General features: G+C 73.7%; 23 protein-coding genes. 6 read left to right on the top strand and 17 right to left on the bottom strand.

Going from position 1 to position 26,037, the window contains the following annotated elements; genetic code table 11:
• Position 1 precedes the first annotated feature (1 nt).
• From N912_RS0129130 to tsaD, 5 genes are all read right to left on the bottom strand, one after another.
• Entirely contained in the window at positions 2-841 is an 840-nt protein-coding gene (locus N912_RS0129130; protein ID WP_028925160.1) for a carbohydrate ABC transporter permease, read from the bottom strand.
• On the bottom strand, positions 834-1,781 hold the full coding sequence (locus N912_RS55420) for a carbohydrate ABC transporter permease (protein WP_051580950.1): 948 nt from the start codon (positions 1,779-1,781) through the stop codon (positions 834-836). Before N912_RS55420 ends, N912_RS0129130 begins: the two co-directional genes overlap by 8 nt.
• Positions 1,781-3,091, bottom strand: a complete 1,311-nt coding sequence (locus N912_RS0129120) for an ABC transporter substrate-binding protein (RefSeq protein WP_211261427.1) — start codon at positions 3,089-3,091, stop codon at positions 1,781-1,783. The genes N912_RS55420 and N912_RS0129120 overlap by 1 nt, the downstream gene beginning before the upstream one ends.
• A 259-nt stretch (positions 3,092-3,350) precedes the next feature.
• A complete protein-coding gene (locus N912_RS0129115) occupies positions 3,351-4,382 on the bottom strand; it encodes a LacI family DNA-binding transcriptional regulator (RefSeq protein WP_028925158.1) in 1,032 nt (343 codons plus the stop codon).
• Between the two features lie 110 nt (positions 4,383-4,492).
• Positions 4,493-5,527 carry a tRNA (adenosine(37)-N6)-threonylcarbamoyltransferase complex transferase subunit TsaD gene (gene tsaD / locus N912_RS0129110; RefSeq protein WP_028925157.1) on the bottom strand — a complete coding sequence of 345 codons (1,035 nt, stop codon included), beginning with the start codon at positions 5,525-5,527 and terminating at the stop codon, positions 4,493-4,495.
• Between the two features lie 132 nt (positions 5,528-5,659).
• On the opposite strand from tsaD, the gene N912_RS0129105 reads away from it, so the two are divergent.
• From N912_RS0129105 to N912_RS0129095, 3 genes are read left to right on the top strand one after another with little or no spacing between them, the layout of a single operon-like run.
• Positions 5,660-6,346: a hypothetical protein gene (locus tag N912_RS0129105; RefSeq protein WP_028925156.1), complete on the top strand. Its 687-nt coding sequence runs from the start codon at positions 5,660-5,662 to the stop codon at positions 6,344-6,346.
• The gene (locus N912_RS0129100) at positions 6,343-7,014 is read left to right on the top strand and encodes a DUF4166 domain-containing protein (protein WP_028925155.1); all 672 of its coding nucleotides are present in this window, start codon (positions 6,343-6,345) and stop codon (positions 7,012-7,014) included. The genes N912_RS0129105 and N912_RS0129100 overlap by 4 nt, the downstream gene beginning before the upstream one ends.
• Entirely contained in the window at positions 6,995-7,642 is a 648-nt protein-coding gene (locus tag N912_RS0129095) for a TetR family transcriptional regulator (RefSeq protein ID WP_028925154.1), read from the top strand. Before N912_RS0129100 ends, N912_RS0129095 begins: the two co-directional genes overlap by 20 nt.
• A 56-nt stretch (positions 7,643-7,698) precedes the next feature.
• On the opposite strand, the gene cobN is transcribed toward N912_RS0129095, so the two are convergent.
• The gene (gene cobN / locus N912_RS0129090; RefSeq protein ID WP_028925153.1) at positions 7,699-11,322 is read right to left on the bottom strand and encodes a cobaltochelatase subunit CobN; all 3,624 of its coding nucleotides are present in this window, start codon (positions 11,320-11,322) and stop codon (positions 7,699-7,701) included.
• A 142-nt stretch (positions 11,323-11,464) separates the two neighbouring features.
• On the opposite strand from cobN, the gene cobG reads away from it, so the two are divergent.
• The 3 genes from cobG to N912_RS0129075 all read left to right on the top strand — a co-directional run bounded on the left by cobG (position 11,465) and on the right by N912_RS0129075 (position 15,096).
• Positions 11,465-12,751 carry a precorrin-3B synthase gene (gene cobG, locus N912_RS55415; RefSeq protein ID WP_245645465.1) on the top strand — a complete coding sequence of 429 codons (1,287 nt, stop codon included), beginning with the start codon at positions 11,465-11,467 and terminating at the stop codon, positions 12,749-12,751.
• Complete coding sequence (locus N912_RS0129080) at positions 12,748-14,277, top strand: precorrin-2 C(20)-methyltransferase (RefSeq protein ID WP_028925152.1); 1,530 nt, start codon at positions 12,748-12,750, stop codon at positions 14,275-14,277. Before cobG ends, N912_RS0129080 begins: the two co-directional genes overlap by 4 nt.
• A gap of 63 nt (positions 14,278-14,340) precedes the next feature.
• Positions 14,341-15,096 (top strand): dienelactone hydrolase family protein, encoded by a 756-nt coding sequence (locus N912_RS0129075; protein ID WP_028925151.1) that lies wholly within the window; start codon positions 14,341-14,343, stop codon positions 15,094-15,096.
• Here N912_RS0129075 and N912_RS0129070 read toward each other — a convergent pair.
• The 11 genes from N912_RS0129070 to N912_RS55385 all read right to left on the bottom strand — a co-directional run bounded on the left by N912_RS0129070 (position 15,086) and on the right by N912_RS55385 (position 26,026).
• Entirely contained in the window at positions 15,086-16,036 is a 951-nt protein-coding gene (locus N912_RS0129070) for a sugar kinase (RefSeq protein WP_245645464.1), read from the bottom strand. The genes N912_RS0129075 and N912_RS0129070 overlap by 11 nt on opposite strands.
• A gap of 32 nt (positions 16,037-16,068) precedes the next feature.
• A complete protein-coding gene (locus N912_RS0129065) occupies positions 16,069-16,719 on the bottom strand; it encodes a bifunctional 4-hydroxy-2-oxoglutarate aldolase/2-dehydro-3-deoxy-phosphogluconate aldolase (RefSeq protein WP_037067142.1) in 651 nt (216 codons plus the stop codon).
• Positions 16,716-17,627 carry an amidohydrolase family protein gene (locus N912_RS0129060; RefSeq protein WP_028925148.1) on the bottom strand — a complete coding sequence of 304 codons (912 nt, stop codon included), beginning with the start codon at positions 17,625-17,627 and terminating at the stop codon, positions 16,716-16,718. Before N912_RS0129060 ends, N912_RS0129065 begins: the two co-directional genes overlap by 4 nt.
• Positions 17,624-18,631: an ABC transporter permease gene (locus N912_RS55410; protein WP_051580949.1), complete on the bottom strand. Its 1,008-nt coding sequence runs from the start codon at positions 18,629-18,631 to the stop codon at positions 17,624-17,626. The genes N912_RS0129060 and N912_RS55410 overlap by 4 nt, the downstream gene beginning before the upstream one ends.
• Complete coding sequence (locus N912_RS55405; RefSeq protein ID WP_156994130.1) at positions 18,628-20,205, bottom strand: sugar ABC transporter ATP-binding protein; 1,578 nt, start codon at positions 20,203-20,205, stop codon at positions 18,628-18,630. The genes N912_RS55410 and N912_RS55405 overlap by 4 nt, the downstream gene beginning before the upstream one ends.
• On the bottom strand, positions 20,199-21,380 hold the full coding sequence (locus N912_RS0129045; protein WP_028925147.1) for a substrate-binding domain-containing protein: 1,182 nt from the start codon (positions 21,378-21,380) through the stop codon (positions 20,199-20,201). The genes N912_RS55405 and N912_RS0129045 overlap by 7 nt, the downstream gene beginning before the upstream one ends.
• Position 21,381: 1 nt before the next feature.
• Positions 21,382-22,389 carry an ABC transporter permease gene (locus N912_RS55400; RefSeq protein WP_051580948.1) on the bottom strand — a complete coding sequence of 336 codons (1,008 nt, stop codon included), beginning with the start codon at positions 22,387-22,389 and terminating at the stop codon, positions 21,382-21,384.
• Positions 22,386-22,865 carry a pyridoxamine 5'-phosphate oxidase family protein gene (locus N912_RS60795; RefSeq protein ID WP_051580947.1) on the bottom strand — a complete coding sequence of 160 codons (480 nt, stop codon included), beginning with the start codon at positions 22,863-22,865 and terminating at the stop codon, positions 22,386-22,388. Before N912_RS60795 ends, N912_RS55400 begins: the two co-directional genes overlap by 4 nt.
• A gap of 65 nt (positions 22,866-22,930) precedes the next feature.
• On the bottom strand, positions 22,931-23,767 hold the full coding sequence (locus N912_RS55390) for an IclR family transcriptional regulator (RefSeq protein WP_169747972.1): 837 nt from the start codon (positions 23,765-23,767) through the stop codon (positions 22,931-22,933).
• A gap of 116 nt (positions 23,768-23,883) precedes the next feature.
• Complete coding sequence (cobM, locus tag N912_RS0129025) at positions 23,884-24,624, bottom strand: precorrin-4 C(11)-methyltransferase (protein WP_028925146.1); 741 nt, start codon at positions 24,622-24,624, stop codon at positions 23,884-23,886.
• Between the two features lie 19 nt (positions 24,625-24,643).
• Positions 24,644-26,026 carry an HNH endonuclease signature motif containing protein gene (locus N912_RS55385; RefSeq protein WP_051580945.1) on the bottom strand — a complete coding sequence of 461 codons (1,383 nt, stop codon included), beginning with the start codon at positions 26,024-26,026 and terminating at the stop codon, positions 24,644-24,646.
• Positions 26,027-26,037 lie beyond the last annotated feature (11 nt).

Below are 26,037 nucleotides of genomic sequence, written 5' to 3'. Positions count from 1 at the left end.
TTTACCTGACCGCCCCCGCGGTCAACCCTTGGACGAGATAGCGCTGCATGAACAGGAACCCGAGCACCACCGGGACGCTGACCACCAGCGACGCCGCCATGATCTGGTTCCAGTAGACGGCGTTCTGGGTGGAGTACTCCGCCAGGCCCACCGCCAGCGTCTTGGAGCTGTCGTCCGTCAGCACCGAAGCGAACAGCGCCTCGCTCCACGACGTCATGAACGCGTAGACGCCGACCGCCACGATCCCCGGCTTGGCCGCCGGCACCACGATCGACAGCAGCACCCGCACCGGCCCGGCCCCGTCCACCAGCCCGGCCTCGTCCAGATCCCTCGGGATCGAGTTGAAGTAGCCGACCAGCATCCAGATGGAGAACGGCAGCGAGAACGTCAAATAGGTGATGACCAGCCCGGACAGGTTGCCGTTCAGCTTCAGGCCGGTGACCTGGCCGATGTTGACGTAGATCAGGAACAGCGGCAGCAGGAACAGGATCCCGGGGAACATCTGCGTCGACAGCACCGCCATCCGGAACATCTCCCGGCCCCGGAACGTGTACCGGCTGATCGCGTACGCCGCGAACACCGCCAGCGTCACCGACACCGCACTCGCGCACCCCGCCACGATCACGCTGTTCACGAAGTAGCGGGCCAGCGGGACCGTCGACCAGATGTCCACGAACGGCCGGTAGGTGAGCTCGGACGGCCACCACCGGAACGCGTCCCGCACGTCGCCGAGCGGCTTCACCGAGGTGGACAGCATCACGTACAGCGGCAGCACGGTGAACACCAGCAGCCCGCCCAGCCCGACCGCCCTGAGCACCCGGAACGCCCGCGACTCACGCATGCCTGGTCCTTCGTGACGTCATCACGAGGTAGCCGGCCGTGACCACCAGCAGGAACAACAGCAGCAACACGGACATCGCCGAGCCCAGGCCGAAGTTCCAGGTGATGAACGAGCTCTGGTAGACGTGCACCGACACCAGGTCCGCGCTGGCCGGCGTCGAGCTGGCGAACAGCGTGTACGGGATGTTGAAGTCGTTGAACGTCCACAGGAACAACACCAGCACCAGCACCTGGTTCACCGGGCGCAGCATCGGCAGCGTGAGCGTGCGGAACTGCTGCCAGCGGTTCGCCCCGTCCACCTCGGCGGCCTCGTACACCTCGGTCGGGATGGACTGCATGCCCGCCATCAGCGTGAGCAGGGCGAACGGCCAGAACCGCCAGATCCCGACCAGCGCCATGCTGACGAACGCGCTGTCGCCGAGCAGCCAGAAGTGCCGCCCGCTGCCCAGGCCGAGCTGTTCGAGCACGTGGTTCACCATGCCGCTGTCCTGGTTCAGCATGAACTTCCAGACGATCACCGCCGTGAAGATCGGCAGCGCGTACGGGATCAGGAACAGCGTGCGCAGCGCCGACCGGCCGCGCATCGGGCGCTGCAGCAGTGTTGCGCCGAAGATGCCGAGCAACCAGCTGAACGTCACCACCACGGCGCTGTAGCCCATGCTGATCCCGATCGAGCGCAGCAGCCCGAGCCCGATCTCGCTGTTCAGGTTCACCGAGACCCGGTAGTTCTCGATCCCGGCCAGCGGCGCCTGCAGCCAGTGCCGCAGGTAGAACTGGTTGAGCTTGAGGAAGCTGATCGCCACGCCGGTGAGCATCGGGACCACGTGCACCAGCAGTTCGAACAGGAGCGCGGGCGCGAGCAACAGGTACGGCAGGGTCCGCGCGTTCGGCGTCCACCGGCCTCGCTGGCCTCGTGCGCCTCGTGCCGTGGGCAGGGCCATCAGCCGCCGCTGACCAGTTTCTGCTGCGCGGTGGCCAGCGCGGCCTGCACGTCGGCCTCGGACACGGGCTTGCCGCCCACGATCCGCGCCACCATGTCCTTGACCGCCGAGCCCACGGTGGTCTCGAACTGGCTCTCGTTGGTGACCATCGGCATCGGCGCCGAGGTGGTCGCGAGCACGTCCAGGAAGATCTTGGTGGTGGGCCCCTGGAAGGCCGGGTCGGTGGCGGCGTCCTTCGTGACCGGCAGGGAGCCGTACGCCTTGTTCAGCTTGACCTGCTCGTCGCGGCCGGTCATGAAGTCGATGAACTTCAGCGCCGCCTCGGTGTTCTTGTCCTTGAACGCCGCGATGTTGATCCCGGCCACGTGGCTGTTGACCCGTTCCGCGCCGGGCGGCGGCGGGACCTCGAACGGCAGCGGGGCCACGCCGTAGTCGCCGGCCGGCATGCCGGTGGCGGCGATGTACTCGGTGGTGTTCGTCTGGGCCATCATCATCGCGGCCCGGCCGGCGGCGAAGTCGGCGGTGGCGTCCTGGGTGGTGTCGTGCTCGGCGGAGCTGGGGATGGTCACCTTGTGCACGCCGATCAGGTCCAGGTACTGCTTCACGGCCGCCACGTTCTGGGGCGTGGCGAAGCTCGCCTTGCCGGCCGGGTCGAAGAAGTTGCCGCCGTGCTGCTTGCCCAGGATGAACGCGAAGTGGGCGCTCTCGGTGTAGCTGCCGCCGGCCAGGGTCAGTCCGTAGGTGTTCGCCGCCGGGTTGGTCAGCTTCTGGGCGTCGGCGACGAACTCCGCCCAGGTCTTCGGCGGGGTGGTGATGCCGGCGGCGGCGAACGCCTTCTTGTTGTAGAACAGGCCGTAGGAGAGTCCGTAGAGCGGTACGGAGGCCGGGGTCTTGCCCGCCGCGCCGGTCGAGCTCTGGCTGGTGGCCAGGAACTTGTCCCGGCCGCCGATCTTGTCCAGGGTCGGGCCGTCGAAGTCCACGAACGCGCCGGTGGCCTGCAGCGATGCCGACCAGGTGTTGCCTATGTTGACCACGTCGGGGCCGTCGCCGGAGGTGGTCGCGGTGGTGATGCGGTCCAGCAGGTGCGTCCAGTCGATCACTTCGAGCTTGACGTTGATGCCGGTCCGCTTGGTGAACTCGGCCAGCTCGGGGGTGAGGATCTCCTTGTCGCGCTGCAGGCTCGGGCCCTGGTTGCTGGCCCAGTAGGTGATCGTGTTGGGGTCCGAGCCGCTGGTGCCGGAGCATCCGGTCAGGCCGGTCACCGTGAGTACGGGCACCGCGAGCGCGGCCATGAGCGTCCTGAAGCGCACGATCGACTCCTTCGTCGCGGTGCCCGCCGGCGGGTGTGGTTAACCGGTTCAGCTCGTGCGGCATGCTAACCCAAAATCGCGGCGCGCATAACCGGTCGTCCGCTAGTGCCGTGACGCGGAAGGTTGGTGCGTTTATTCGGTGGATCCAGGCGTCGGCTGGCAAGGCGGAGGAGCCCCAGATACCGGGGTTGTATCTGGGGCGACGACAACGCCGCCAGGCGGCGTCTGGGCCGCCGAGAAACGTGCCGAACCTTTCGTGTCACGGCACTAGGTGGCCGGCGGTGCTGGCACGGACGGTCAGGCGGGGCGCGGCGAGCCAGCGGTCCGGGGTGGGGCCGTGCTCGATCCGGGTGAGCAGCAGGTCGGCGGCCTGGCTCGCCTCGGCCATGACGTCGTGGGTGAACGCGGTGACCGCCGGGTGCACCAGCTCGCACAGCGGCGAGTCGTCCCAGGCCAGCACCGCGAGGTCGGCCGGCACCCGGACGCCCTCGCCGGCCAGCGTGGAGACCGAGGCGGCCGCCATCACGTCGTTGTCGTAGATGATCGCGGTCGGCCGCTGGTCTTTCGGCCGTGACAGCAGCTCACGGGTGGCCTGGACGCCCGCCCTGGCCGTGTAGTCCGTCTCCACCTGCGGCTGCGGCTGCGCCTCGCCGAGCAGCTCCTTCGTCACCTCGGCGAAGTGTCGCTCGCGGCGCAGCACGTGCTCCAGCGCGCGCGGCCCGGAGACGCGGGCCAGCCTGCGGTGGCCGAGCTGGACCAGGTGGCTGACCGCCTGCGCCATCGCGTCCTGGTAGCTGACCCGGGTGGCGGAGATGCCCCGGTACGCCCGCTGCGCCCCTATGATCACCGCGGGCGCCCCGGACGCGCGCAGCCAGGCCGGCCTCGGGTCGCGCACGCGCATGTCGAACAGCAGCATGCCGTCCACCTGCCGGCTGCCCCACCAGCGCCGGTAGATGTCCAGCTCGCGCGCCGGATCGGGGACCACGGTGAGCAGCAGCGCCACGCCGTGCTCGGCCAGCGTCCGCTCGACGCCGGCCACCATCCGGATGAAGTACGGCTCGGTGGCGATCAGTTCGGGTTCGCGCACCGCGACCAGCCCGACCACGCCGGCGCGGTCGCTGGACAGCGCGCGGGCCGCGCTGCTGGGCACCCAGCCGATCTCCTCGGCGATGCTCAGGATCCGCGCGCGGGTCTCCGTCGAGACGCCCGGCCGTCCGTTCAGCGCGTACGAGACGGCGCCCTTGGACACCCCGGCGGCGCGCGCGATGTCCTGGATCGTGGGACGCTGCATGGCTCACCGTCGTCGGGAACTTAACCGCTTCAGCGTAGATCACATGCGGCGCGCCGAACCTGACAGAAATCCCGACTCACCCTGACAGAATCCCCGACTCGCGGATGCGTTTACGTGAGTTGGGCGCGGGTCAGGGGGACCGTGGGGTGGGCGGTGACGGTGAGGGGGGTGGGGGTGGCGTGGGCGCGGACCAGGAGGTCGCCTACGGCGGCGATCATGGCGCCGTTGTCGGTGCACAGGCGCATGGGGGGGATTCGGAGGGTGATGCCGGCGTCGGCGGCGCGCTTTTCGGCCAGGGAGCGGACTCGGCTGTTGGCCGCTACGCCGCCGACGATGACCAGCTCGCGCACGTCCTGGCGTTCGCAGGCCAGCAGGGCCTTGGCGGTGAGGGTGTCGGCCACCGCCTCCTGGAAGCTGGCCGCCACGTCCGGCACCGGGACCGGGCGGCCGTCGGACTCGCACCGCTCCACCCAGCGGGCCACCGCGGTCTTCAGGCCGGAGAAGGAGAAGCCCAGCTCCGGGTCGCGCGGGCCGGTCAGCGGGCGGGGGAAGGCGATGGCGTCCGGGTCGCCGTCGCGGGCCGCGCGGTCGATGGACGGGCCGCCGGGGTAGGGCAGGCCGAGGATCCTGGCCACCTTGTCGAACGCCTCGCCGGCCGCGTCGTCGATGGTGTCGGACAGGTGCACGACCTCGTCGCGGGCCAGGTCGCCGACCGCGAGCAGCGAGGTGTGCCCGCCGGAGACGATCAGGATCACACTGCGCTCGGGCAGCGGCCCGTGCTCCAGCGCGTCGGCCGCCGCGTGCCCGGCCAGGTGGTGCACGCCGTAGAGCGGCACGTCCCAGGCCGTCGCGTACGCCTTGGCCGCCGCCACCCCGACGTGCAGCGCGGTGGCCAGCCCCGGCCCGGCGGTGACCGCCACCGCGCCGATGTCCTTCGGCCCGACGCCGGCCTTGCGCATGGCCTCGCGCACGGTCGGGACCAGCGCGGACACGTGCGCGCGCGCCGCGATCTCGGGCACCACGCCGCCGAACCGGACGTGCTCGTCCATCGACGAGGCCAGCGCCTCGCCGAGCAGCTCGCCGTCGCGCACCAACCCCACGCCCGTCTCGTCGCACGAGGTCTCGATGCCCAGGACGATCGTCACGTCTGCGCCGCTCTTTCTGTGTTTTCCCGCTGTTCCGTATCCGATGTTTCCACACCCTTGGATCTGTCCGTCGGGGCCGGGCGGCTGTAACCTGCGTTTGAGCGTTCGCTTAACTCTCGTCAGGGAGGGCGTATGGCGCGACGGATCTACGTGGAGGCGCTGATCCGGTGCGACCTCGACGAGCTGTGGCGGCGGACCCAGGAGCCGGACGTACATCAGCGCTGGGACCTGCGGTTCACCCGGATCGAGCGGCTGGCGGGTGCCGACCCCGGCCGGTTCCGGTACGCCGTGCGGCCGCTGCCGGGTCTGGCCGTGCACGGGGTCGGGGTGAGCGTGGGCGAGCGGTTCGGTCCGGGCGGTTCGCGCACGTCCGCGCTGCGGTTCCGCTCGGAGCATCCGCTCTCGCCGATCCGCTCGGGCTCGGGTTACTGGCGCTACGTGCCGACCGGCGCGGGCGTCCGTTTCCTCACCGGATACGACTACGCGCCCGGCTGGGGGCGGCTGGTCGACCTGCTGTTCCGTCCGCTCATGGGGTGGGGGACGGCCTGGTCGTTCGACAGGCTGCGGCTGTGGCTGGAGGACGGCACGCCGCCGGAGGCCTCGCTGCGGCGGGCGCTGTCGGAGGCGGGCATCCGGGCGGCGGCCTGCGCGGCGGGTTGGCTGGCCGCGCCGCCGGTGGCCGCCGCCGCGCTGACGGTGCTGGCCGTGGCGCTGCCGCCGTTGCCGTCCACGCCGGCCGCCCGGCGGTGCCTGCGCCGGCCACCCGACCCCCGGTCGGCGACCGCGCCGGCCACCCTGCGAACCCTGGAGCGCCCATGACCTCGCTGTTCCAGCGCGTGCTCGGCCGTGACTTCGACCGGCTGCACCCCGAGCTGCGGCGCCGGTTCGGGATCGGCAGCGCGGACGGCGTGGCGTGCATCGGGACCGGCTCCATGGACCGGGTGTGGCACGGTCGCGGCTTCACCCGGCCGTTCCTCGCGCTCGGCGCCACCCGGAACATCCTCGTCCCCGAGGAGGGCACCGACGTCGGGTTCACCATCGAGAACTACGCCTATCTCGACTCCTTCGGCAGGGAGAGCGTCTCGTTCGCGCGCACGTTCCGGTTCGCGGTGCCGCGCCGGTGGAACGCGACCATGATCTACAGCCCGGAGCGGGGGACCGTCGTGGACTACCTGGGCAGCCACCAGCATCTCGCCGTCGACCTGCGGGTGTCCGTGGACGAGCGCGGCGGGCTGCTGATCCGCTCCGGGCAGCAGCGCTTCCACGAGGGGCCGCTGACCTTCCGCGTGCCCCGGATCGTGACCGGGACCGCCGAGGTGCGGGAGTCGTTCGACGACGAGCTCGGGCGGTTCCGCATCGAGGTCGCGGTGACCAACCACCGCTTCGGCCCGCTGTTCGGGTATCACGGTACGTTCAGCGCTCGTTACCCGGAGTGCCGCGACGTGCCGGAGAGGGTGAAGCCGGTCCGTGAGCAGGCGCGAACCTGATCGGCCTGGCACCCGCGCCCGGTTGCTGGAGGCGGCGGTGGCGACCCTGCGCGGGAAGGGCATCGCCGGCGCCTCGGCCCGCGCGATCGCCGCCGAGGCCGGCGTCAACCAGGCCCTGGTCTTCTACCACTTCGGCAGCGTGCACGAGCTGCTCACCGAGGCGTGCGTGCACGGCGCGCGGGAACGGGTGGCCGGCTACGTGGCGGAGTTCGACGCCGTGCGGTCGCTGCCGGAGCTGCTGGAGCTGGGCAGGCGGCTGCACGCGCGCGAGCGGGCCGAGGGCAATGTGATCGTGCTGGCCCAGATGCTGGCCGGCGCGCAGTCCGAGCCGAGCCTGGCGCCCGCGACCGCCGCCGCGCTGGGGCTGTGGACGGATCAGGTCGAGCGGGTGCTCTCCCGTGTACTGGGGTCCTCGCCGCTTGCCGATGTAATCGACGTTTCTGGTCTGGCCAGGGCGTTCTCGGCGGCGTTCGTCGGGTTCGAGCTTTATGACGGGGTGGACGGGGAGGGCGCGGACCGGGCGATGGCGGCGCTGGCGCGGTTGGGCGTGCTCGTCGAGGTGTTCGACGACCTCGGGCCGGCCGCTCGTGGCCTGGTCCGCGCGAAGCTGCGCCGGGCGGTGTGCTGAAACGCGCGACTCAGTGTGCTGAGACGCCCGACTCGCGGGCGGTTTGTGGGCGGGGGTTACTCGGCGGACTCCTCGAGGGTGGCTTCGGTGTCGAGGTAGGCCTGGCGGAGGGCGGCCAGGGTTTCGGCGTCGGGGTGTTGCCACATGCCTCGGTCGGCGGCTTCGAGGAGGCGTTCGGTGATGCCGTGGCGGGCCCAGGGGTTGGATTCTTGGAGGAACTTGGCGGTCTCGGGGTCGAAGACGTAGGCCTGGGCGAGCTTCTCGTACATCCAGTCGGCGACCACGCCGGTGGTGGCGTCGTAGCCGAACAGGTAGTCGACGGTGGCGGCCAGTTCGAACGCGCCCTTGTAGCCGTGGCGGCGCATGGCGTTGATCCAGCGCGGGTTGACCACGCGGGCGCGGAAGACGCGGGCGGTCTCCTCGGACAGGGTTCGGGTGCGGACCGCGTCCGGGCGGGTGCTGTCGCCGACGTACGCGGCGGGGGCGCGGCCGGTCAGTGCGCGTACGGTGGCGATCATCCCGCCGTGGTACTGGTAGTAGTCGTCGGAGTCGGCGATGTCGTGCTCGCGGGTGTCCACGTTCTTCGCGGCCACCGCTATCCGCCGGTACGCGGTCTCCATGTCGCCCCGGGCCTCGCGGCCGTCCAGGCCCCGGCCGTAGGCGAAGCCGCCCCAGGTGGCGTACACCTCGGCGAGGTCGGCGTCGTCGCGCCAGTTGCGGCTCTCCAGCAGCGGCAGGATGCCCGCGCCGTACGCGCCGGGCTTGGAGCCGAAGATCCGGGTGGTGGCGCGGCGTTCGTCGCCGTGTTCGCTCAGGTCGGTCTGAGCGTGGGCGCGGACGAAGTTGCGCTCGTGCGGCTCGTCCAGGCCGGCGACCAGGCGTACCGCGTCGTCGAGCATGGTCACCACGTGCGGGAACGCGTCGCGGAAGAACCCGGAGATGCGGACCGTGACGTCGATGCGCGGCCGGTCGAGCTCGTCGAGCGGGATCGGTTCGAGGCCGTTGACCCGCCGCGACGCCTCGTCCCAGCGCGGGCGCACGCCGAGCAGCGCGAGGATCTCGGCGACGTCGTCGCCCGCGGTGCGCATCGCGGAGGTGCCCCAGGCGGACAGGCCGACCGAGCGCGGCCAGTCGCCGTGCTCCTCGCGGTACTTGGTGAGCAGGGACTCGGCCATGGCCGAGCCGGTTTCCCAGGCCAGGCGGCTGGGGACGGCGCGCGGGTCGATGGAGTAGAAGTTGCGGCCGGTGGGCAGGACGTTGAGCAGGCCGCGCAGCGGGGAGCCGGAAGGGCCGGCGGGGACGTAGCCGCCGTCCAGCGCGTGCAGGACGTTGGTGATCTCGTCTGTGGTGCGGGCCAGGCGGGGGACGACCTCGGTGGCGGCGAACCTCAGCACCGAGCTGACGGAATCCGCGACTCGCCCTGACGGAATCCCCGACTCGCGGATTGCTTGGGGTACGGACGTGGGGGTCCAGGCGTGGGACTCCATGGTGGTGACCAGGGCGCGGGCGCGCGCTTCGAACTCGTCGGTGGTGGTGCGGGCTTCGGCGTTTTCGCGCATGCCCAGGGCTTCGCGGAGGCCGGGGAGGGCGTTCTCTCCTGCCCAGAGTTGGCGGGCTCGGAGCATGGCGAGGACCAGGTTGATGCGGGCCTCGCCGGTGGGGGCCTCGCCGAGGATGTGCAGGCCGTCGCGGATCTGGGCGTCCTTGACCTCGCAGAGCCAGCCGTCGACGTGCAGGAGGAAGTCGTCGAACTCGGCGTCGTGGGGGCGGTCGGTGACGCCGAGGTCGTGGTCGAGCTTGGCGGCCTGGAGGAGCGTCCAGATCTGCTGGCGGATGGCGGGGAGCTTGGCCGGGTCCAGGGCGGCGATGTTGGCGTGCTCGTCGAGCAGGTGCTCCAGGCGGGCGATGTCGCCGTAGCTCTCCGCGCGGGCCATCGGCGGGACCAGGTGGTCGACCAGGGTGGCGTGCACGCGGCGTTTGGCCTGGGTGCCCTCGCCGGGGTCGTTGACCAGGAACGGGTAGACCAGTGGGAGGTCGCCGATGGCCGCGTCGGGGCCGCAGGCGGCCGACATGCCGGCGGTCTTGCCGGGCAGCCATTCGAGGTTGCCGTGCTTGCCCACGTGCACGACGGCGTCGGCGCCGAACCCGCCGTCGGCGGTCGCGCGCGCCAGCCAGTGGTAGGCGGCCAGGTAGTGGTGGGTGGGCGGCAGGTCGGGGTCGTGGTAGATGGCGATCGGATTGTCGCCGAACCCGCGCGGGGGCTGCACCATCACCACCACGTTGCCGGCGCGCAGCGCGGCCAGGACGATCTCGCCGTTGCGGTCGCGCGACCTGTCCACGTACAGCTCGCCGGGCGGCGGGCCCCAGTGCTGTTCGATGCGTTCGCGCAGTTGCGCCGGGAGCGTGTCGTAGTACGAGCGGTAGCTCTGCGCGGCGATCCGCACCGGGTTGCCGGTGAGCTGCTCCTCGGTGAGCCAGTCCGGGTCCTGGCCGCCGGCCGCGATCAGGGCGTGCACCAGCGCGTCGCCGTCCTGGGCGGCCAGGCCGGGCAGCGCGTCCGGGCCTTGCTCGGGGCCCACGTCGTAGCCGGCCTCGCGCAGGGCGGCGAGCAGCCGGACCACGCTGGCCGGGGTGTCCAGGCCGACGGCGTTGCCGATCCTCGAGTGCTTGGTCGGGTACGCGGACAGCATCACCACCAGCCGTCGCTCGGCCGGCGGGATGTGGCGGAGCCGGGCGTGGCGCACCGCGATGCCGGCCACCCGCGCGGCGCGCTCCGGGTCGGCGGCGTAGACGGTCAGGCCGTCCGCGTCGATTTCCTTGAACGAGAACGGCACCGTGATCAGCCGGCCGTCGAACTCCGGGATGGCCACCTGGGTGGCGGCGTCGAGCGGGGACAGCCCGTCGTCGGACTCCTCCCACGTCGCCCTCGGGCTGGTCAGGCACAGGCCCTGCAGGATCGGCACGTCCAGCGCGGCCAGCGCGCCGACGTCCCAGGACCCGTCGTCGCCGCCCGCGCCCGCCGTCGCCGGCGTCGCGCCACCGGCCGCGAGCACCGTCACCACCAGCGCGTCGCACCCGCGCAGGGCGTCCAGCAGCTCCGGGGGAGCGGTCCGCAGCGAGGCGCAGAACAGCGGCAACGCCCGCCCGCCCGCGTTGTCGATGGCATCGCAGAGCGCGTGCACGAACGCCGTGTTCCCGGCCAGGTGATGGGCACGGTAATAGAGCACCCCGACCACCGGCCCGTTCCCCGAGGCCGGCCGCTCCAGCTCGCCCCACACCGGCGTTTCGGCCGGCGGCGCGAACCCGTGTCCGGTCAGCAGCACGGTGTCGGAGAGGAACCTGGCCAGCTCGCCCAGGTTCGCCGGGCCGCCCTGGGCCAGGTAGTTGTGCGCCTGGGCACACACCCCGGCCGGCACGGTGGAGCACTCCATCAGCTCGGGGTCCGGCACCTGCTCGCCGGAGAGCACCACCACCGGGCGCGGGCCGGCGAGCAGCGCGTCCAGCCCGTCCTCCCAGGCCCGCCGGCCGCCGAGCAGCCGCACCACCACCAGGTCGACGCCCTCCACCAGCTCGGGCAGGTCCTCGGCGGCCAGCCGCGCCGGGTTGCCCAGCCGGTAGTCGCCGTCGCTGGCCCTGGCGCTGAGCAGGTCGGTGTCGGACGTGGACAGCAGCAGGATCACGGGCTACTCCGGGGGTGGGCGCTCTTGCCGCAACCCTATGGCACCAAGGCCGGCGGACAGAGCGTTCGAGTCGTCCGTCTCACGCCGGCGGTGTGCGGCGGATCGCCGCGATCGGGTCGGCCGGGCCGTTTACCCTTGGGCTGTGGTCCTGTCGCTGGTCTCCCCACCCACGGCTCGCTCCGGAGCGGACCGTTGCCCGGGCACTGTCGCGCTGCACCAGGCCGAGGACGGCGGGCTGGCCCGCATCCGGGTGCCCGGCGGGACGCTGTCCCGGGACGCGCTCGCCGCGCTGGCCAGGTGGGCGCGCGAGCTGGGCAACGGGCGGCTGGAGCTGACCGCGCGGGGCAACCTGCAGATGCGCGGGCTGGCCCCGGGCGCCGAGGTCGAGCTGTCGGCCCGGCTGGCCGAGTGCGGTCTGCTGCCCTCGCCCGCGCACGACCGGGCGCGCAACGTGCTGGCCTCGACGCTGTCCGGGCGGGACGGGCTGGGCGTGCTGGACGTGCGACCGCTGGTCGCGGAGCTGGACCGGCGGCTGTGTGCGTCGCCGGAGCTGGCCGCGCTGCCGGGGCGGTTCCAGTTCGCGCTGGACGACGGCCGGGGCGACGTGGCGGGGCTGCGGGCCGACGTGGCGGTGCTGGCGTTGCCGGGGCAGCGGGTGGCGGTGCTGTTCGGCGGTCGGGACAGCGGGCTTCGGCTGCCGGTACGGGCCGCGGTGACCGGGCTGCTCGTTGCGGCGTCGGCGTTCCTGCGGCGCCGCGCCGACGAGCGGGTGTGGCGGGTGTCCGAGCTGCCCGACGGCCCGATGGCGCTTGTCGAGGACGTCTCGGCGGCGCTGCCGGAAGCGGAGACCGGCCCGCCGGTGGGGGTGCCCGAGCGGGATCCGATCGGCCCGGTCGGACGGATCGAGCAGACCGACGGCAGGGTCGCGCTCGCGGTGTCGGTGCCGCTCGGCGAGCTGACGCTGGCGCGCTGCGAGGTGCTGGCCGCGGTGGCCGAGCGCGAGCTGGTGCTCACCCCGTGGCGCGGCGTGGTGGTGCCCGACCTGCCGCCGCCGGCGATCGCCCCGGCCACCCGGCGGCTGGCCGGGGCGGGCCTGGTGCTCGACCCGACCTCGCCCGCGCTGGGGGTGTCCGCGTGCATCGGCCGACCCGGCTGCGCGCTGGCGCTGGCCGACGTGCGGGCCGACGCCTCGGTGGCCGCCGACCGCCCGGCCGGGACCGCGGTGCCGCCGTCGGCGTCCGGCGAGGTGCAGCTGCCGGTGCACTGGTCGGGCTGCGAGCGGCGCTGCGGGCGGCCGGTCGGCCCGGTCGTCGACGTCGTCGCCGACGCGGACGGCTACCGCGTGGAGTCCGACGGCGAATGCCACTACACCGGCGCCGAGCTGGCCTCGGTGCGCGCGGCCGCCACCAGGGCCAGGTCCCGCCCGTGACCGAACCTCGGCCGCGCGCCGGCCGGCTGTGGGGTGTCGGCGTGGGTCCCGGCGACCCCGAGCTGGTCACCGTCAAGGCGGCCCGGCTGATCGGCGCGGCGGACGTCATCGCCTACCACTCGGCCCGGCACGGCCGCAGCACCGCGCGCCGCATCGCCGAGCCGTACCTGACCGGCTCGCAGGTGGAGGAGCCGCTGGTCTACCCGGTCACCGTGGAGACGACCGACCACCCGGGCGGCTACCGGGGCGCGCTGGACGACTTCTACGCCGAGGTGACCGAGCGGCTGGCCGCGCACCTGGACGCCGGGCGCGACGTGGTGGTGCTGGCCGAGGGCGACCCGTTCTTCTACGGCTCCTACATGCACCTGCACGAGCGGCTGGCGCACCGCTACCGCGCCGAGGTGGTGCCCGGGGTGACGTCGATGAGCGCCGCGGCCGCCGCGCTGGGCCGCCCGCTGGTCGAGCGCGACGAGGTGCTCACCGTGCTGCCCGGCACGCTGCCCCGCGCGGAGCTGGCCCGCCGCCTCGCCGGGACCGACGCCGCCGCCGTGCTCAAGCTCGGCCGCACCTTCGAGACCGTCAGCGCCGCCGCGGCGGACGCGGACGTGCTCGCCGACCTGCACTACGTGGAGCGCGCCAGCACCGCCGAACAGCGCGTCGCCCGCCTCACCGAGGTGGAGCCGGAGACCGTGCCGTACTTCTCGCTGGCGCTGCTGCCCAGCCCGCTCGCCGCCGCGACCATGACCTCGGTGTCCGAGACGGCCGTACCCGAGGCGCCCGCGATGGGGTCGGTCACGGTCGTCGGCCTTGGCCCGGCCGGCCGCCCGTGGCTGACCCCGGAGGTGCAGGCCGCGCTGTCCGAGGCCAGCGACCTGGTCGGCTACCGCACGTACCTGAAGCGGGTGCCGCCGAACCCCCGCCAGCGCCGCCATCCGTCCGGCAACCGGGTGGAGTCCGAGCGCGCGGAGTTCGCCCTGGACCTGGCCCGCGCCGGCGCCCGGGTCGCGGTGGTCTCCTCCGGCGATCCCGGGGTGTTCGCGATGGCCAGCGCCGTGCTCGAGGTCGCCTGCGAGCCGCGGTGGAAGGACATACCGGTGCGCGTGCTGCCCGGGCTGACCGCCGCCCAGGCGGTGGCCAGTCGGGTCGGCGCGCCGCTGGGCCACGACTACTGCGTGCTCTCGCTGTCCGACCGGCTCAAGCCGTGGGACGTGATCGCCTCGCGACTGGCCGCGGCCGCCGCCGCCGACCTGGTGATCGCCGTCTACAACCCCGGCTCGCACAGCCGCACCTGGCAGGTCGGCGCCGCCCGCGACCTGTTGCTCGAACACCGCTCCCCGGACACCCCCGTCGTGGTCGGCCGCGACGTCGGCGGCCCTGACGAGCGCGTCACCGTGACCCGCCTCGCCGACCTCGACCCGTCGACCGTCGACATGCGCACCATGCTGCTCATCGGCTCCTCGCGGACCAAGGTGGCCGAGCGCGGCGACGGCGACCAGGTCGTCTACACCCCACGCCGCTACTCCTGACGCTCGACCCGGCGGGGAGTAGGAATGGCGGGGCCACTAGTCACGGAGAGATCAGGAGGCTGCATGCCGCGCAACGACGTCGTCATCGACACCGAGGACGGCACCTGTGAGGGAACCCTGCACACGCCGGGTGGTACGGGCGGCTGGCCCGGGGTGATCCTGTACCCGGACGCGGGCGGGGTGCGGGAGACGTTTCGGGTGACGGCGGATCGGCTCGCGGCGGCGGGGTACGCCGTGCTGTTGCCGGACGTGTACTACCGCGCCGGCGGGTACGAGCCGTTCGATGCGGCGACGGTGGCCGACGATCCGGACGAGATGCGGCGGCTGACGGAGCTGGCGCACAGCGTGAGCGCCGAGATGCATGTGCGGGACGCGGGCGCTTTCCTCGGGTTCCTGGAGAGCGACCCTCGGGTGTCCGGCGACAGGGTCGGGACCACCGGGTACTGCATGGGCGGGCGGCTCGCGCTGGTCATGGCCGCGCACTACCCGGAGCGGGTCGCCGCGGCGGCGTCGTTCCACGGCGGCGGGCTGGGTGGCGAGGACGACCCGCACAGCCCGCATCGGCTGGCCGGGCGGATGCGCGCGGCGGTGTACGCGGCGGTGGCGGAGAACGATCCGTTCTGCCCGGCCGAGCAGGTCGAGCGGCTGGAGCGGGCGCTCACCGACGCTCGCGTCGAGCACACGGTCGAGGTGTATCCGGCCGCGCACGGGTTCGCGGTGCCGGACAACCCGACCTACGACGCCGCCGCGGACGAGCGCCATTGGGCGGCGGTCACCGGCTTCTACGCCGCGCACCTGAAGACGGCCGTCAGCGGCTGACGGCGTCGCCCGCGCCGTCGAGCAGGTCCAGCTCGGCCATGGTCGGCGCGCCCTCCCAGTCGCCGGCGACGGTGACCGCGAACGCTCCGGTGGTCGCGGCGGCGTCGAGTCGAGCCGGTGCGTCGGCGCCCCGGCAGCGGCTGGCCAGGTAGCCGGCGGCGAACGCGTCGCCGGCGCCGACCGGGTCGAGCACCGCGACCGGCCGGGGCGGCACCGGGTACGGACGGCCGTCGATGTGCGCGGCGGCGCCCCGCTCGCCGAGCTTGACCAGCACCTCGGCGGGTCCGAGCGCGGCGAGGTCGGCGGCCAGGCGCGCGGGCTCCTCGGCGTCCGCGACCAGGCGGCCCTCGTCCTCGGTGGCCAGCAGGATGTCCGCGCGGCCGGCCAGGTCGCGGAACACGGCCCTGGCCTGGTCGGGAGCCCAGAGCGCCTGCCGGTAGTTCAGGTCCACCGATACCGGGACGTGGTGCTCGCGGGCCAGCTCGATGGCCGCGAACACGGTGTCGCGGGCGGTCGGGCTCAGCGCCGGGGTGATGCCGGTGACGTGCAGGACCTGGGCGTCGGCGATCGGCGCGTGATCCAGGTCGGCGGGCGCCAGCCGGGAGCCGGCGCTGCCCGAGCGGTAGTACCGCACCCTGGTCCGGGTCCCCGTCCGCCGTTCTTTGATCATCAGTCCGGTCGGCGCGTCCGGGTCCACGATCGCCGAGGTCACCACCCGCTGGCCGGCCACCGTGCCCCGGATCAGCTCGCCGAACTCGTCGTCCCCGACGCGCCCCAGCCAGGCCGCCGGGACGCCGAGCCGGCGCACCCCGATGGCCAGGTTGGACTCCGCGCCCGCGATGGTCAGGCGCAGCGAGCGCGCGTGCCGCAGCGGCCCGACCTGCTCGGCGGTCATCAACGCCATGGTCTCGCCGAGCGTGACGACTCCCGCGCCGGTCACCTGTCCCGCACCGGCCATACGTCCCGCACCGGTCACCGGCCGGCCGTCCCGGCGGCGGCGAGCGCCCGCTCGGCCCGCTGGCGCAGCGCCGCGAGGTCGGCGTCGTCGGACACCAGCGCGTCGCCGATCAGCTGGCCGCCCAGGCCCACCGCGAACGCCCCGGCGTCGAGGTAGGCGGCGACGTCGTCGATGCGCACCCCGCCGGTCGGCACCAGCGGGATGTCGTCCAGCGGGGCGCGCACCTCGCGCAGGTAGCCGGGGCCGCCCGCAGACGCCGCCGGGAACACCTTGACCGCGGCCGCACCTAGCGACCAGGCGTGCTCGATCTCGGTCGGGCTCAGCGCGCCCGGGTACCAGGCCAGCCCGAGCTCGCCCGCCCGGCGGCCGACCGCCGCGTTGGTGCCGGGGGCGACGACGAAGCTCGCGCCCGCCTCGGCGGCCCGGTCCACCTGCTCGACGGTGCGCACGGTGCCCACGCCCACCTCGGCGTCCGTGCCGGCGGCGGCGAGCTTGCGCACGGCGTCCAGCCCGCTCGGGGTGTTGGTGGTGATCTCCAGGCAGCGGACCCCGGCGCCGAGCAGCGCCTCGCAGACCGCCTCCAGCCGATCACCCCGGGCCGCCCGCAGGATGGCCACGACGCGGGTCGCCTCCAGCGCTGTGCCAATGCCGATCCGCCCGGTCATGTCAAAGCTCCCATTCGGTGTATGTCCTCTCGGTTCAGGTCGGGGAAAAGGGCGCGCGCCGTGCCGCCGAGCACCCGGGCACGGCCGGCCGCGTCCAGGTCCGGCAGGGCGGCGTCCACCAGCCCGGGCAGCGCGCCGTAGCCGGGAACCCGGCTCGGCCACGGATGGTCCGAACCCCACATGAGCCGCTCCGGCCCGTACACCGCCGCCAGCCGCCTGATCACGGCGAACAGGTCGGCGTACGGGGCAGCGGCCGCCGACAGCGCGTACTGGCCGGAGACCAGCACGTGCACGCCGGGCGCGTCGGCCAGCCGCGCCAGCCGCCGCACCAGCTCGCCGGGGAACGGGTCGTCGAAGCGCGGCCGCAGGTGTTCGTCCACCCGCATGTCGTGCGGGCAGAACCCGAGGTGGTTGAGCACCACCCGCAGCTCGGGCAGCGCGCGGACCAGCTGTTCGAGCAGGCCGAGCTGCTCGGGCGGCAGGTAGCTCCACAGCACCAGCCCGTCGGCGGCCATCGCCCGCAGCATCGGCAGCGCGGGGGAGTCGGTGATCGGGCGGGCCGGGTCGCCCAGCCAGCCGGTCCGTACCGCGCCGAACGGCCACCGGGCCCGCCGCGCGTACAGCGCCCGCACCGGGTCGGCGCCGGAACGGCCCAGCTCGGCGTCGGTGGCCACCGCGACGCCGGCGAACCGGCCGGGATAGCGGGCCAGCGCGTCCGCGACGACGTCGTCGGCGGTGTCGACGGGGACCAGCACCGCCGCCGTCACCCCCGCGCCGGCCATCAGCCCGAGCAGCTCCTCGACGGGCGCGGTCCGCTCGGGCGGCGTCAGCGGGTGCACCGACCGCCCGGTCTCACCCGCCGCGCCGAACACGTGCGCATGCCCGTCCACAACCGACAGCACGTTCACCGCCTGACCTTCGTGACGAACACCGCGGCCGCGATGATGATCACGATGCCCCTGACCAGCTCGGTCAGGGTGGCCGGGAGCTGCAGCAGCGTCATCGAGCTGGCCACCAGCGCCAGCAGCGCCACGCCGCCCATGGTGCCGACCAGGCTGCCCCGCCCGCCCAGCAGCGACGTCCCGCCCAGCACCACCACCGTGATCGCGGACAGCTCCAGCCCCTGCCCGGCGGTCGGCGAGCCGACGGTCGCGCGCGCCGCGAGCAGCACCCCGGCCAGCCCGGCCAGCACGCCGGCCAGCACGTAGCTCGTGACCAGCACCCGGGGCACCCGGATGCCCACCGACCGCGCCGCCCGCGCGTCCCCGCCCACCGCGCGCAGGTGCCGGCCGAACGTGGTGCGCCGCAGCAGGTACGCCACCGCCGCGACCGCGACCACCAGCACGGCCAGCGCGTACGGCAGCGGACCGAACCGGCCCAGCGCGAACCCGGACAGCGCCGAGCTGACCCGTCCCACCGGCGCGGTGCTGACCGTGAACGCCACCCCCTGCAGCAGGTACAGGGTGGCCAGCGTGACGATGAACGGCGGCAACTTCGCCCGCGAGACCAGCAGCCCGTGCCCCAGCCCGACCAGCACCCCGAGCACCACCATGCCGAGCACCACCGGCACCGTCCGTATCGGGTAGCCGTCGATCAGCATCGCGGTGAGCAGCGCGGCCAGCGTCGCCGTCGAACCGACCGCGAGGTCGATCCCGCCGCCGAGCACCACCAGGTGCTGACCCAGCGCCACCAGCCCGAGCACCACGGTGCCGGAGAGCACGGTGGCCAGGTTCGCCGCCGACCAGAAGCCGGGCCCGTCGGCGATCGTCAGCCCGACCAGCGCGGCCGCGACCACAACCCACACGGCGGCACCGCCCCGCACCGCGGTGCCAAATCCAAAGCGGCCGAAACCGAACCGCCTCACCGGCGCCGGGGCCGCCGGCTCGACGGTGGTCACGCCCGCGCCCGTCATGTCCGCGCCCCCTCGCCGGCCCCGAGGAAGTCCGTCCCGAGCGCCAGGTGCATCACCTTCTCCTCGGTGCGGTCCGCGCCGGTCAGCTCGCCCACGACGGCGCCACCCCGGCACACCAGCACCCGGTGCGCCAGCCCGAGCACCTCGGGCAGCTCGCTGGACGCCAGCAGCACCGCCATGCCCTGTTCGGCCAGCCCGGCGATGGTCCGGTAGATCTCGGCCTTGGCGCCGACGTCGACGCCCCGGGTCGGCTCGTCCAGCAGCAGCACCGAGGGCCGCCTGCGCAGCCACTTGGCCAGCACCACCTTCTGCTGGTTGCCGCCGGAGAGCTGGCCGATGTCCTGGTCGGGGCCGGCCGCCCGGATGCCCAGCCGATCTTGCTCGGCGGCGAACGCGGCGCGCTCGCGGCGCGCGGACACCCAGCCGAGCGGGCTCACCTGGCGCAGCGTGGCCAGCGTCGTGTTCGCCCTCGCCGACAGCCCGAGCACCAGCCCGTCCGCCTTGCGCTCCTCGGGCACCAGCACCATCCCGGCCCGCATCGCCCGCCGCGGTGAGCGGCCCACCGAGCCGCCCCGCCGCACCGCCCGCCCCTTGACCCGTACGGTCCCGGCCGCCCGTGGCCGAACCCCGGCCAGGGTGCGCAACAACCGGCTGCGCCCGGACCCCACCAGGCCCGCCAGCCCCACGATCTCCCCGGCGCACACGTCCAGCGACACCGGATCGGGCACCGGACCCCGGGTGCGCGGCACCAGCCCGCGAACCTCCAGCACGGCGTCCGCCGTCGGCGGCGCGAGCACCGGAAACACCGTGTCCACGTCCCGGCCGACCATCTCGCGGACGATCCGGCGCACGTTGTAGCCGTGCGCCAGCCCGGACGACACCGCCGCCCCGTCCCGCAGCACGGTGATGTCGTCGGCCAGCGACCTGACCTCGTCGAGCAGGTGGCTGATGTAGACCACCGCCACGCCGTCGGCGGCCAGCGCGCGCACCACGTCGAACAGGGCGGCCAGCTTGTCCCCGGAGAGCACCGCCGACGGCTCGTCCAGGATCAGCACCCGGCTGCGCCGCACCAGCGCCCTGGCGATCTCCAGCAGCTGCCGGTTGGCCAGCGAGAGCTCGCCGGCCCGCCGCTCCGGGTCCAGCCCGGTCAGCCCGACCCGGTCCAGCGCCCCGGCCACCCACGCGTCGCCGGCGCGGCGGTCCAGCCGGCCCAGCGCCGTCGGTTCCTGGCCGAGCAGCACGTTCTCCGCGACGGTCAGCTCGGGCAGCACCGTCAGCTCCTGGTGCACGGCGGTGATGCCCAGCTCCAGCGCGTGCCGGGGCGTCCGCAGCGTCACCGGCGCGCCGTCGAACAGGATCCGCCCCTGGTCCGGCGCGGTGTTGCCGGTGAGCACCCGCACCAGGGTCGACTTGCCGGCGCCGTTCTCGCCGACCAGCGCGTGCACCCGCCCTGGCCGGCAGGTCAGGTCGACCCCGTCCAGCGCCCGCACCCCGGGGAACGTCTTGGTCAGCCCGGTAGCGGTCAGGGTGGCGACCTCGCTGCCGAACGGCCTCCCGCCGGTCCTGGTCAACACAGCTTCAGCTCGGTCAGCTGCTCGCGCGGCAGGGAGGACGGCACCAGCAGGTTGTCCCCGCAGTCGGGCCTGACGTACTCGGCGAGCCGGGAGTTCGTAAAGCTCGGCGAGTCAATGTAGATCTTGTCGAGAACCGGCTGGCCCTTCAACACGGCCATTGCCGTGTCCAGGCACTGGATGCTCTGTTCCGGCGGGAACGAGGACACCGCGAACGCCGTGTCGGTGCCCTGGACGGCCTTGAGGAAGCCGTTCACCGCGTCGCCGGTCAGCGGCGGGACCGGCTTGCCGGCGTCGCGGTAGGCCTGCACCACGCCCATGTCGCCGTACCCGGAGTCGGACCAGATCCCGTTCAGGTCGGGGTACTGGGTGAGCAGGTTCGCCGCGACTGTCTTGGCCACCGTGGGCGACCACTGGGTGTACTGCTCGGTGACCACGGTGATGCCCGGGTACTTGGCGAACACCTTCTTCGCGGCCGTGCGCTGGTACTCGGCGGTCGGCACGCCGGCCAGCCCGGAGAGCATCGCCACCTTGCCCTGGCCGCCGAGCCGCTGCGCCAGCCACTCGGCGTACATGCCGCCGAGCAGCTCGTACTGGCGGGTCACCGTGGACACCGCACCGCTGCCCGCGCCGAGCCGCCCGGAGCACAGCACCACCGGGATGCCCTGCGCGGCGGCCGCCTGGACCTGACCGGTGATGCTGTCGCCCATCGGGACCACCACCATCGCGTCCGGGTCCCGCGAGGCGAGCTGCGTGATGTTGTCCACCTGGGTGGCGGCGTCGCCGTTCGCCGAGGCGTACAGCGTCTGCACGCCGATCCCGGCCGCGTGTCGCTTGAACGCCTCCTCGCTGGTCAGGCCCCAGGAGTTGGTCGGCCCCTGCGCCGCGAAGGCGATCCGGTAGCCGTCGCCGGTCTTGGGCGGCTTCGCGTAGCGGGCGGTGTCGACCTCGCACACCTGCTCGCTGACGGCGGCCAGCTCCGGAATGCCCAGCTGGGTACGGGCGGTCGCCCAGGCCTGCTGGTACTTCGCCTGCGCCTCCGCCGCGTTGCGACACCCGCCCTCGCCCGCGCCGCCGGCCCCGCCGACCGGTTCCCGCTGGCTGCTGCAGCCCGCGACCAGCGCCGCGCCCAGCAACACCGCCAGCGCCGCGGCCCGCGTCCTCGTGATCACGCCCATGTCACGACGCTCCCTGTTCGGTCATGCGCCGGCGGCGCCAGCCCGTGCTACGCAACCACACCGCCGCCAGGATCACCGCGCCCTCGACGACCAGCTGCGCGCCCGGCCCGGCGCCGAGCCGCACCAGCCAGGTCAACAGCGTGGCCAGCAGCAGCACGCCGGCCACCGTCTGGCCGATCCGGCCCCGCCCGCCAGCCAGCGCGACGCCGCCGATCACCGAGGCGGCGATCGAGTTGAGGTCCAGGTTGCGGGACAGCCGCGCGTCCACGTAGCCGAGGTAGCCGGCGTTGACCAGCCCGGCCAGCACGGCCAGCGCGGCGCAGCCCAGGTAGCAGGTGGCGATCACCCAGCCGGTGCGCACCCCGGCCATCGCGGTGGCGGTCCGGTTCGCGCCGGTGGCGTACACCCGCCGTCCGAACCCCGTCCTGGCCAGCAGCACGCCCAGCGCCAGCGCGAGCCCGGCGAACAGCCACGCCGGCACCGGCACCTCGTAGAGCCGGCCGGTGCCCAGCGGCGCGAGCCGGGGCGGGATGGCGCCGGCCGGGGCGCCCCTGGTCCACGCCGTGATCGCGCCCTGCACCAGCACGAACGTGGCGAACGTGGCCACGAACGGCGGCACCCGCCGCAGCAGCACCAGCCCGGCGTTCACGGACCCGACCAGCAGCCCAGCCGCCAGCGCCAGCCCGGCCGCGACGGCAAGGCGAGCGTCCGCGCCCCCGGCGTAGGACGCCACGATCACGGTGGTCAGCCCGACCACGGCGCCCACCGACAGGTCGATGCCGCCGACCAGCAGCACGGCGGTCTGGCCCAGCGCCGTGATGCCGATCAGCCCGACCTGGAACAGCACCAGGGCGAGCACCTCCGCCCGGAAGAACCCCGGCGTGGTGACCGCCGCGAGCGCCAGCACCAGCACCAACCCCGACGCGGGAGCCACCAGCCCGGCCAGCGCCGTGGCACGACCGCCGCCGGCCCCGCCGCCGGACCTGTCACCGCCCGTACCCACCGTCACGACCGGTACCGCCGCGCCCAGTCCTGGCCCTGCCAGGTCCGCATCGTCCTGGGCTGCAGCCGGAACAGCCAGCGCGGCCGGTCCAGCGTCGGCGCCAGGTACCTCGGGCCGTTCTCGCCCAGGTAGCGGGTGCTCATCCGTTCCGCGATCGGCACCCACCGCCCGCCCACGTTCGGCCGCTCCTCCAGGTGCGCCAGGCAGCGGGCGACCACCTTGCGCTGGGCGCCGTCCTCGTCGACGGTGATCGCGCAGCGCGGCTCGGCGGCCAGGTAGCCGGCCCACTCCGACCGCTCCCTCGGGATCACCCAGAACGCCTCCCCGTCCCACTCCTGCCAGCACGGCACCACGTACGGCCAGCCGTCCCCGTCCAGGCAGGCCAGCCGCGCGATGACCGGCTCGGCCAGGAACGCGGCCAGCTCGTCGCGCTCCAGCCGGCCGACCCTGCCCCGCCAGCTCTCGTCGTTCGGGCTGTTCACCGGCCGCCTCCGTGTCGTGTCGGACTGTGTTGTCGCCTCATTCGCTGGCGAGGCTGGAACAGCGCTCATTGCGGGGTTGCTTGGGTGTCGGTGCGGGTCGCGCTGTGACCGAGCCGCTCGGACACCGTGGCCGCCACCCGCAGCACCTCCGGCGCGAGCCGGAACAGGTCGTCCCGGGAGAACCGGTAGGCCGGCGCGGACACCGACAGCCCCGCGGCCACCGCGCCGGCGTGGTCGCGGATCGGCGCCGCCACGCACCGCACGCCGTCCTCGTTCTCCACGTCGTCGGTGGCGAAGCCCCGTTCGCGCACCGCTGCCAGCTCGGCAACCACCGCGTCGGGGTCGGCCAGCGTGTTCGCGGTGCGCCGCTCCAGCGGGGCGACCAGCGCGCCGCGGATCTCCGGTTCGGGCAGCCAGGCCAGCAGCACCTTGCCGATCGCCGTGCAGTGCAACGGGTTGCGCGAGCCCACCCTGGCGGCCGGCCGGACAGCCTGCGGGCTGTTCACCGCGACCAGGTAGACCACGCTCGCCTCGTCACGCACGCCCAGGAAGCACGTCTCGCCGGACGCCTCGACCAGCCCGGCCATCGGCTCGGCGGCCATCGCGGGCAGGTCCAGCTCGTTCACGAACGCGTGCCCCCACGCCGCGACACGGGGCCCGAGCCGATAGTGCCCGGCGTCGTCGGTGCGCAGCACCCCGGACCGGCAGAGCGCCTCGAGCAGCCGCAGCGCGGTCGGCCGGGGGAGCCCACTGTCGGCGACGAGGTCGACCAGCCGCGTCGGCCCGTCGTGCGCCGCCACCAGGTCGACCAAGGCCAACCCCTTCACCAGCGCCTTCGCCGCCCCCGCCGTGGCGGGCGCCGCATCGGGATTGGACGCCAGGTCCAGTTTGGCATTGGACACGTCGCTCATTTTCCACAGAACGATGACGCTCGCAAGCCTCCCTGTGGAACAAGAGACGCAACGAGCCATGAGTGACACATGATGTTGATGAGCGGGCTAGTGCCCGGATGCGCGCGTCAGCTCCGCACGCGCGCGGCCGAGTACAGGTGGCTGTCGCCGCCCGGCACCCCGAGCACCCGGCCGACGATGATCACGGCGGTCCGCCGCACCCCGGCCTCGTGGACCTGACCGGCGATGTCACTGAGAGTGCCGCGCAGCACCAGCTCGTCGTCCCGGCTGGCCCGCGCCACCACCGCAACCGGGCAGTCGTCGCCGTAGTTCGGCACCAGCTCGGCGACCACCGCGTCGATGCGCTGCACGGCCAGGTGCAGCACCAGCGTGGCCCGAGACGCCCCCAGCGTGGCCAGGTCCTCACCCGGCGGCATCGGCGTGGCGCGGGCGGCGGTCCGGGTGAGCACCACCGTCTGCCCGACGCCGGGCGCGGTGAGCTCCTGGCGCAGCGTGGCCGCCGCCGCCGCGAACGCCGGCACCCCGGGGACGATGTCGTAGGGCACCCCGGCCGCCTCCAGTCGGCGGGCCTGCTCGGCCACCGCGCTGAACACCGACGGGTCGCCCGAGCACAGGCGGGCGATCTCGTGCCCCTCCCGATGCCGGGCGACCAGCTCGTCGACGATCTGGTCCAGCGTCAGGTCCTTGGTGTCCACCAGGCGCGCCCCCGGCGGGCATTCGTCCAACAGCGCGGGCGGTACCAGGCTGCCGGCGTACAGGCACACCGTGCAGGCGGCGAGGAGGTCGCGACCTCGGACGGTGATCAGGTCGGCGGCGCCTGGGCCGGCGCCGATGAAGTACACGGTCACCGGGCCATCATCGCCGAGGTCAGGGCTCCGGGCCTGCACCCGGGGTGGTGGCCTGCTCGGGCGGTGACTCGCGCGGGCTTGGTGTGACCGGTGCGGGGGCTCGGTCCGGCTCGCCGATCCGGGGCGGGTGCCGGGTGAACCGGTGGCCGGTGGGCGCGGTCCAGGTGAGGCTGTCGTCGCTGTTGCGGACGAGGCTCCAGCCCGGGCTGTGCTTGAGCAGGTGGTGTGCCCGGCTGAGCGGCCGGAGGTCGTCGGCGTTGGTGGGGCCGGCGCGCGTCTGTGGGTCGAAGGGGACCGTGTGGTCGAGGCGGCAGCGATGCGCGGGCACGCGGCAACCGGGGAAGCCGCAGGTCTGGTCCCGGGTGATCACGAACTCGGCCAGGTTGGGCGGCGGGCGGTAGCGGGCGGTGCCGAAGTCGAGCAGGCTCCCGGTCACCGGGTCGGTGATCAACCGTCGCCAGGTGCCCTCGGCGGCGAGCTCGCGGGCGACGTCGGCCGGGATCGGGCCATAGCCGGCCAGCTCGGCGGGGAGCTGATCGAGGCCGAGCAGCGTTGTCAGTGAGACGGTGACCAGGATCTGCGCTGACGCCCTGTTGCGGCCGGCGGTCGGTGGCTCGTCGGGGTCGGGCGTGCCCGGGCGGAGGATGAGGTCGACCAGGGCGTCGGCGCGCCGCGCGTCCATCGTTCGTGCGTTGTCGGGGCAGCCGGCGCGGCGGGCGTAGTCGCCGAGCACCTCGTAGGCGGCGACCGCCTCGTGCGCGGGCAGATAGGCCCGAAGGGTGGCCATGCCGTCGGGCTCCGGGTCGAGGCTGACGGATCGTTCGCGGCGGGCCTGCTCGGCCCGGCGGCGGACAGCCTCGGCGTCCAGCCGGGCCACCACCCGTTTCGCGTGCGCGCGCACCTGGCCCGTCGTCTGGCCGGCGGCACGTTCCAGGATCCGGGTCTGTGCCTCGTCGAGGTGCCGGGCGTCCAGCCCCAGGGTCTCCTCCGCGACCGCGCGCGCCGACGGCAGTGTGATCCGGCCCGACGAGAGCGCATCCCAGATCGCGGGTAGCCGCTCGACCAGCACCGATGCGTCGTGCACCCGGTTGGCGGCGGTCCCCGCGGCGACGCGCGTCACCAGCCCGATCGAGGCGCACGCCGAGCGGTGTGCCTGCTCGGCGTCGTCTCCGAACTCGGGATCCGAGCCGGCCTCCGTCACGAAGCCGGCGATCTCACGAAGCTGTGCGGCCTGAGCCCATGCGATCACGCGCTCCCAGGCCGCCACGCGCTCCAGCCGCTCGGCGCAGGAACCACCGGACTGCCCGGACAGCGCCTCGGCCAGCAACCCGTCGGGTGCGCACGCGGACCACCCCGCTCCGGGGCCGCCCGGAGGCTCGACGGTGGGCCATGACTCGAACATATGTTCGATAC

This window comes from Actinospineispora acaciae DSM 45401 (genome assembly GCF_000620785.1).
Classification (GTDB): Bacteria; Actinomycetota; Actinomycetes; order Mycobacteriales; family Pseudonocardiaceae; genus Pseudonocardia; species Pseudonocardia acaciae.
This window is presented reverse-complemented; position numbering and strand designations above follow the sequence as displayed.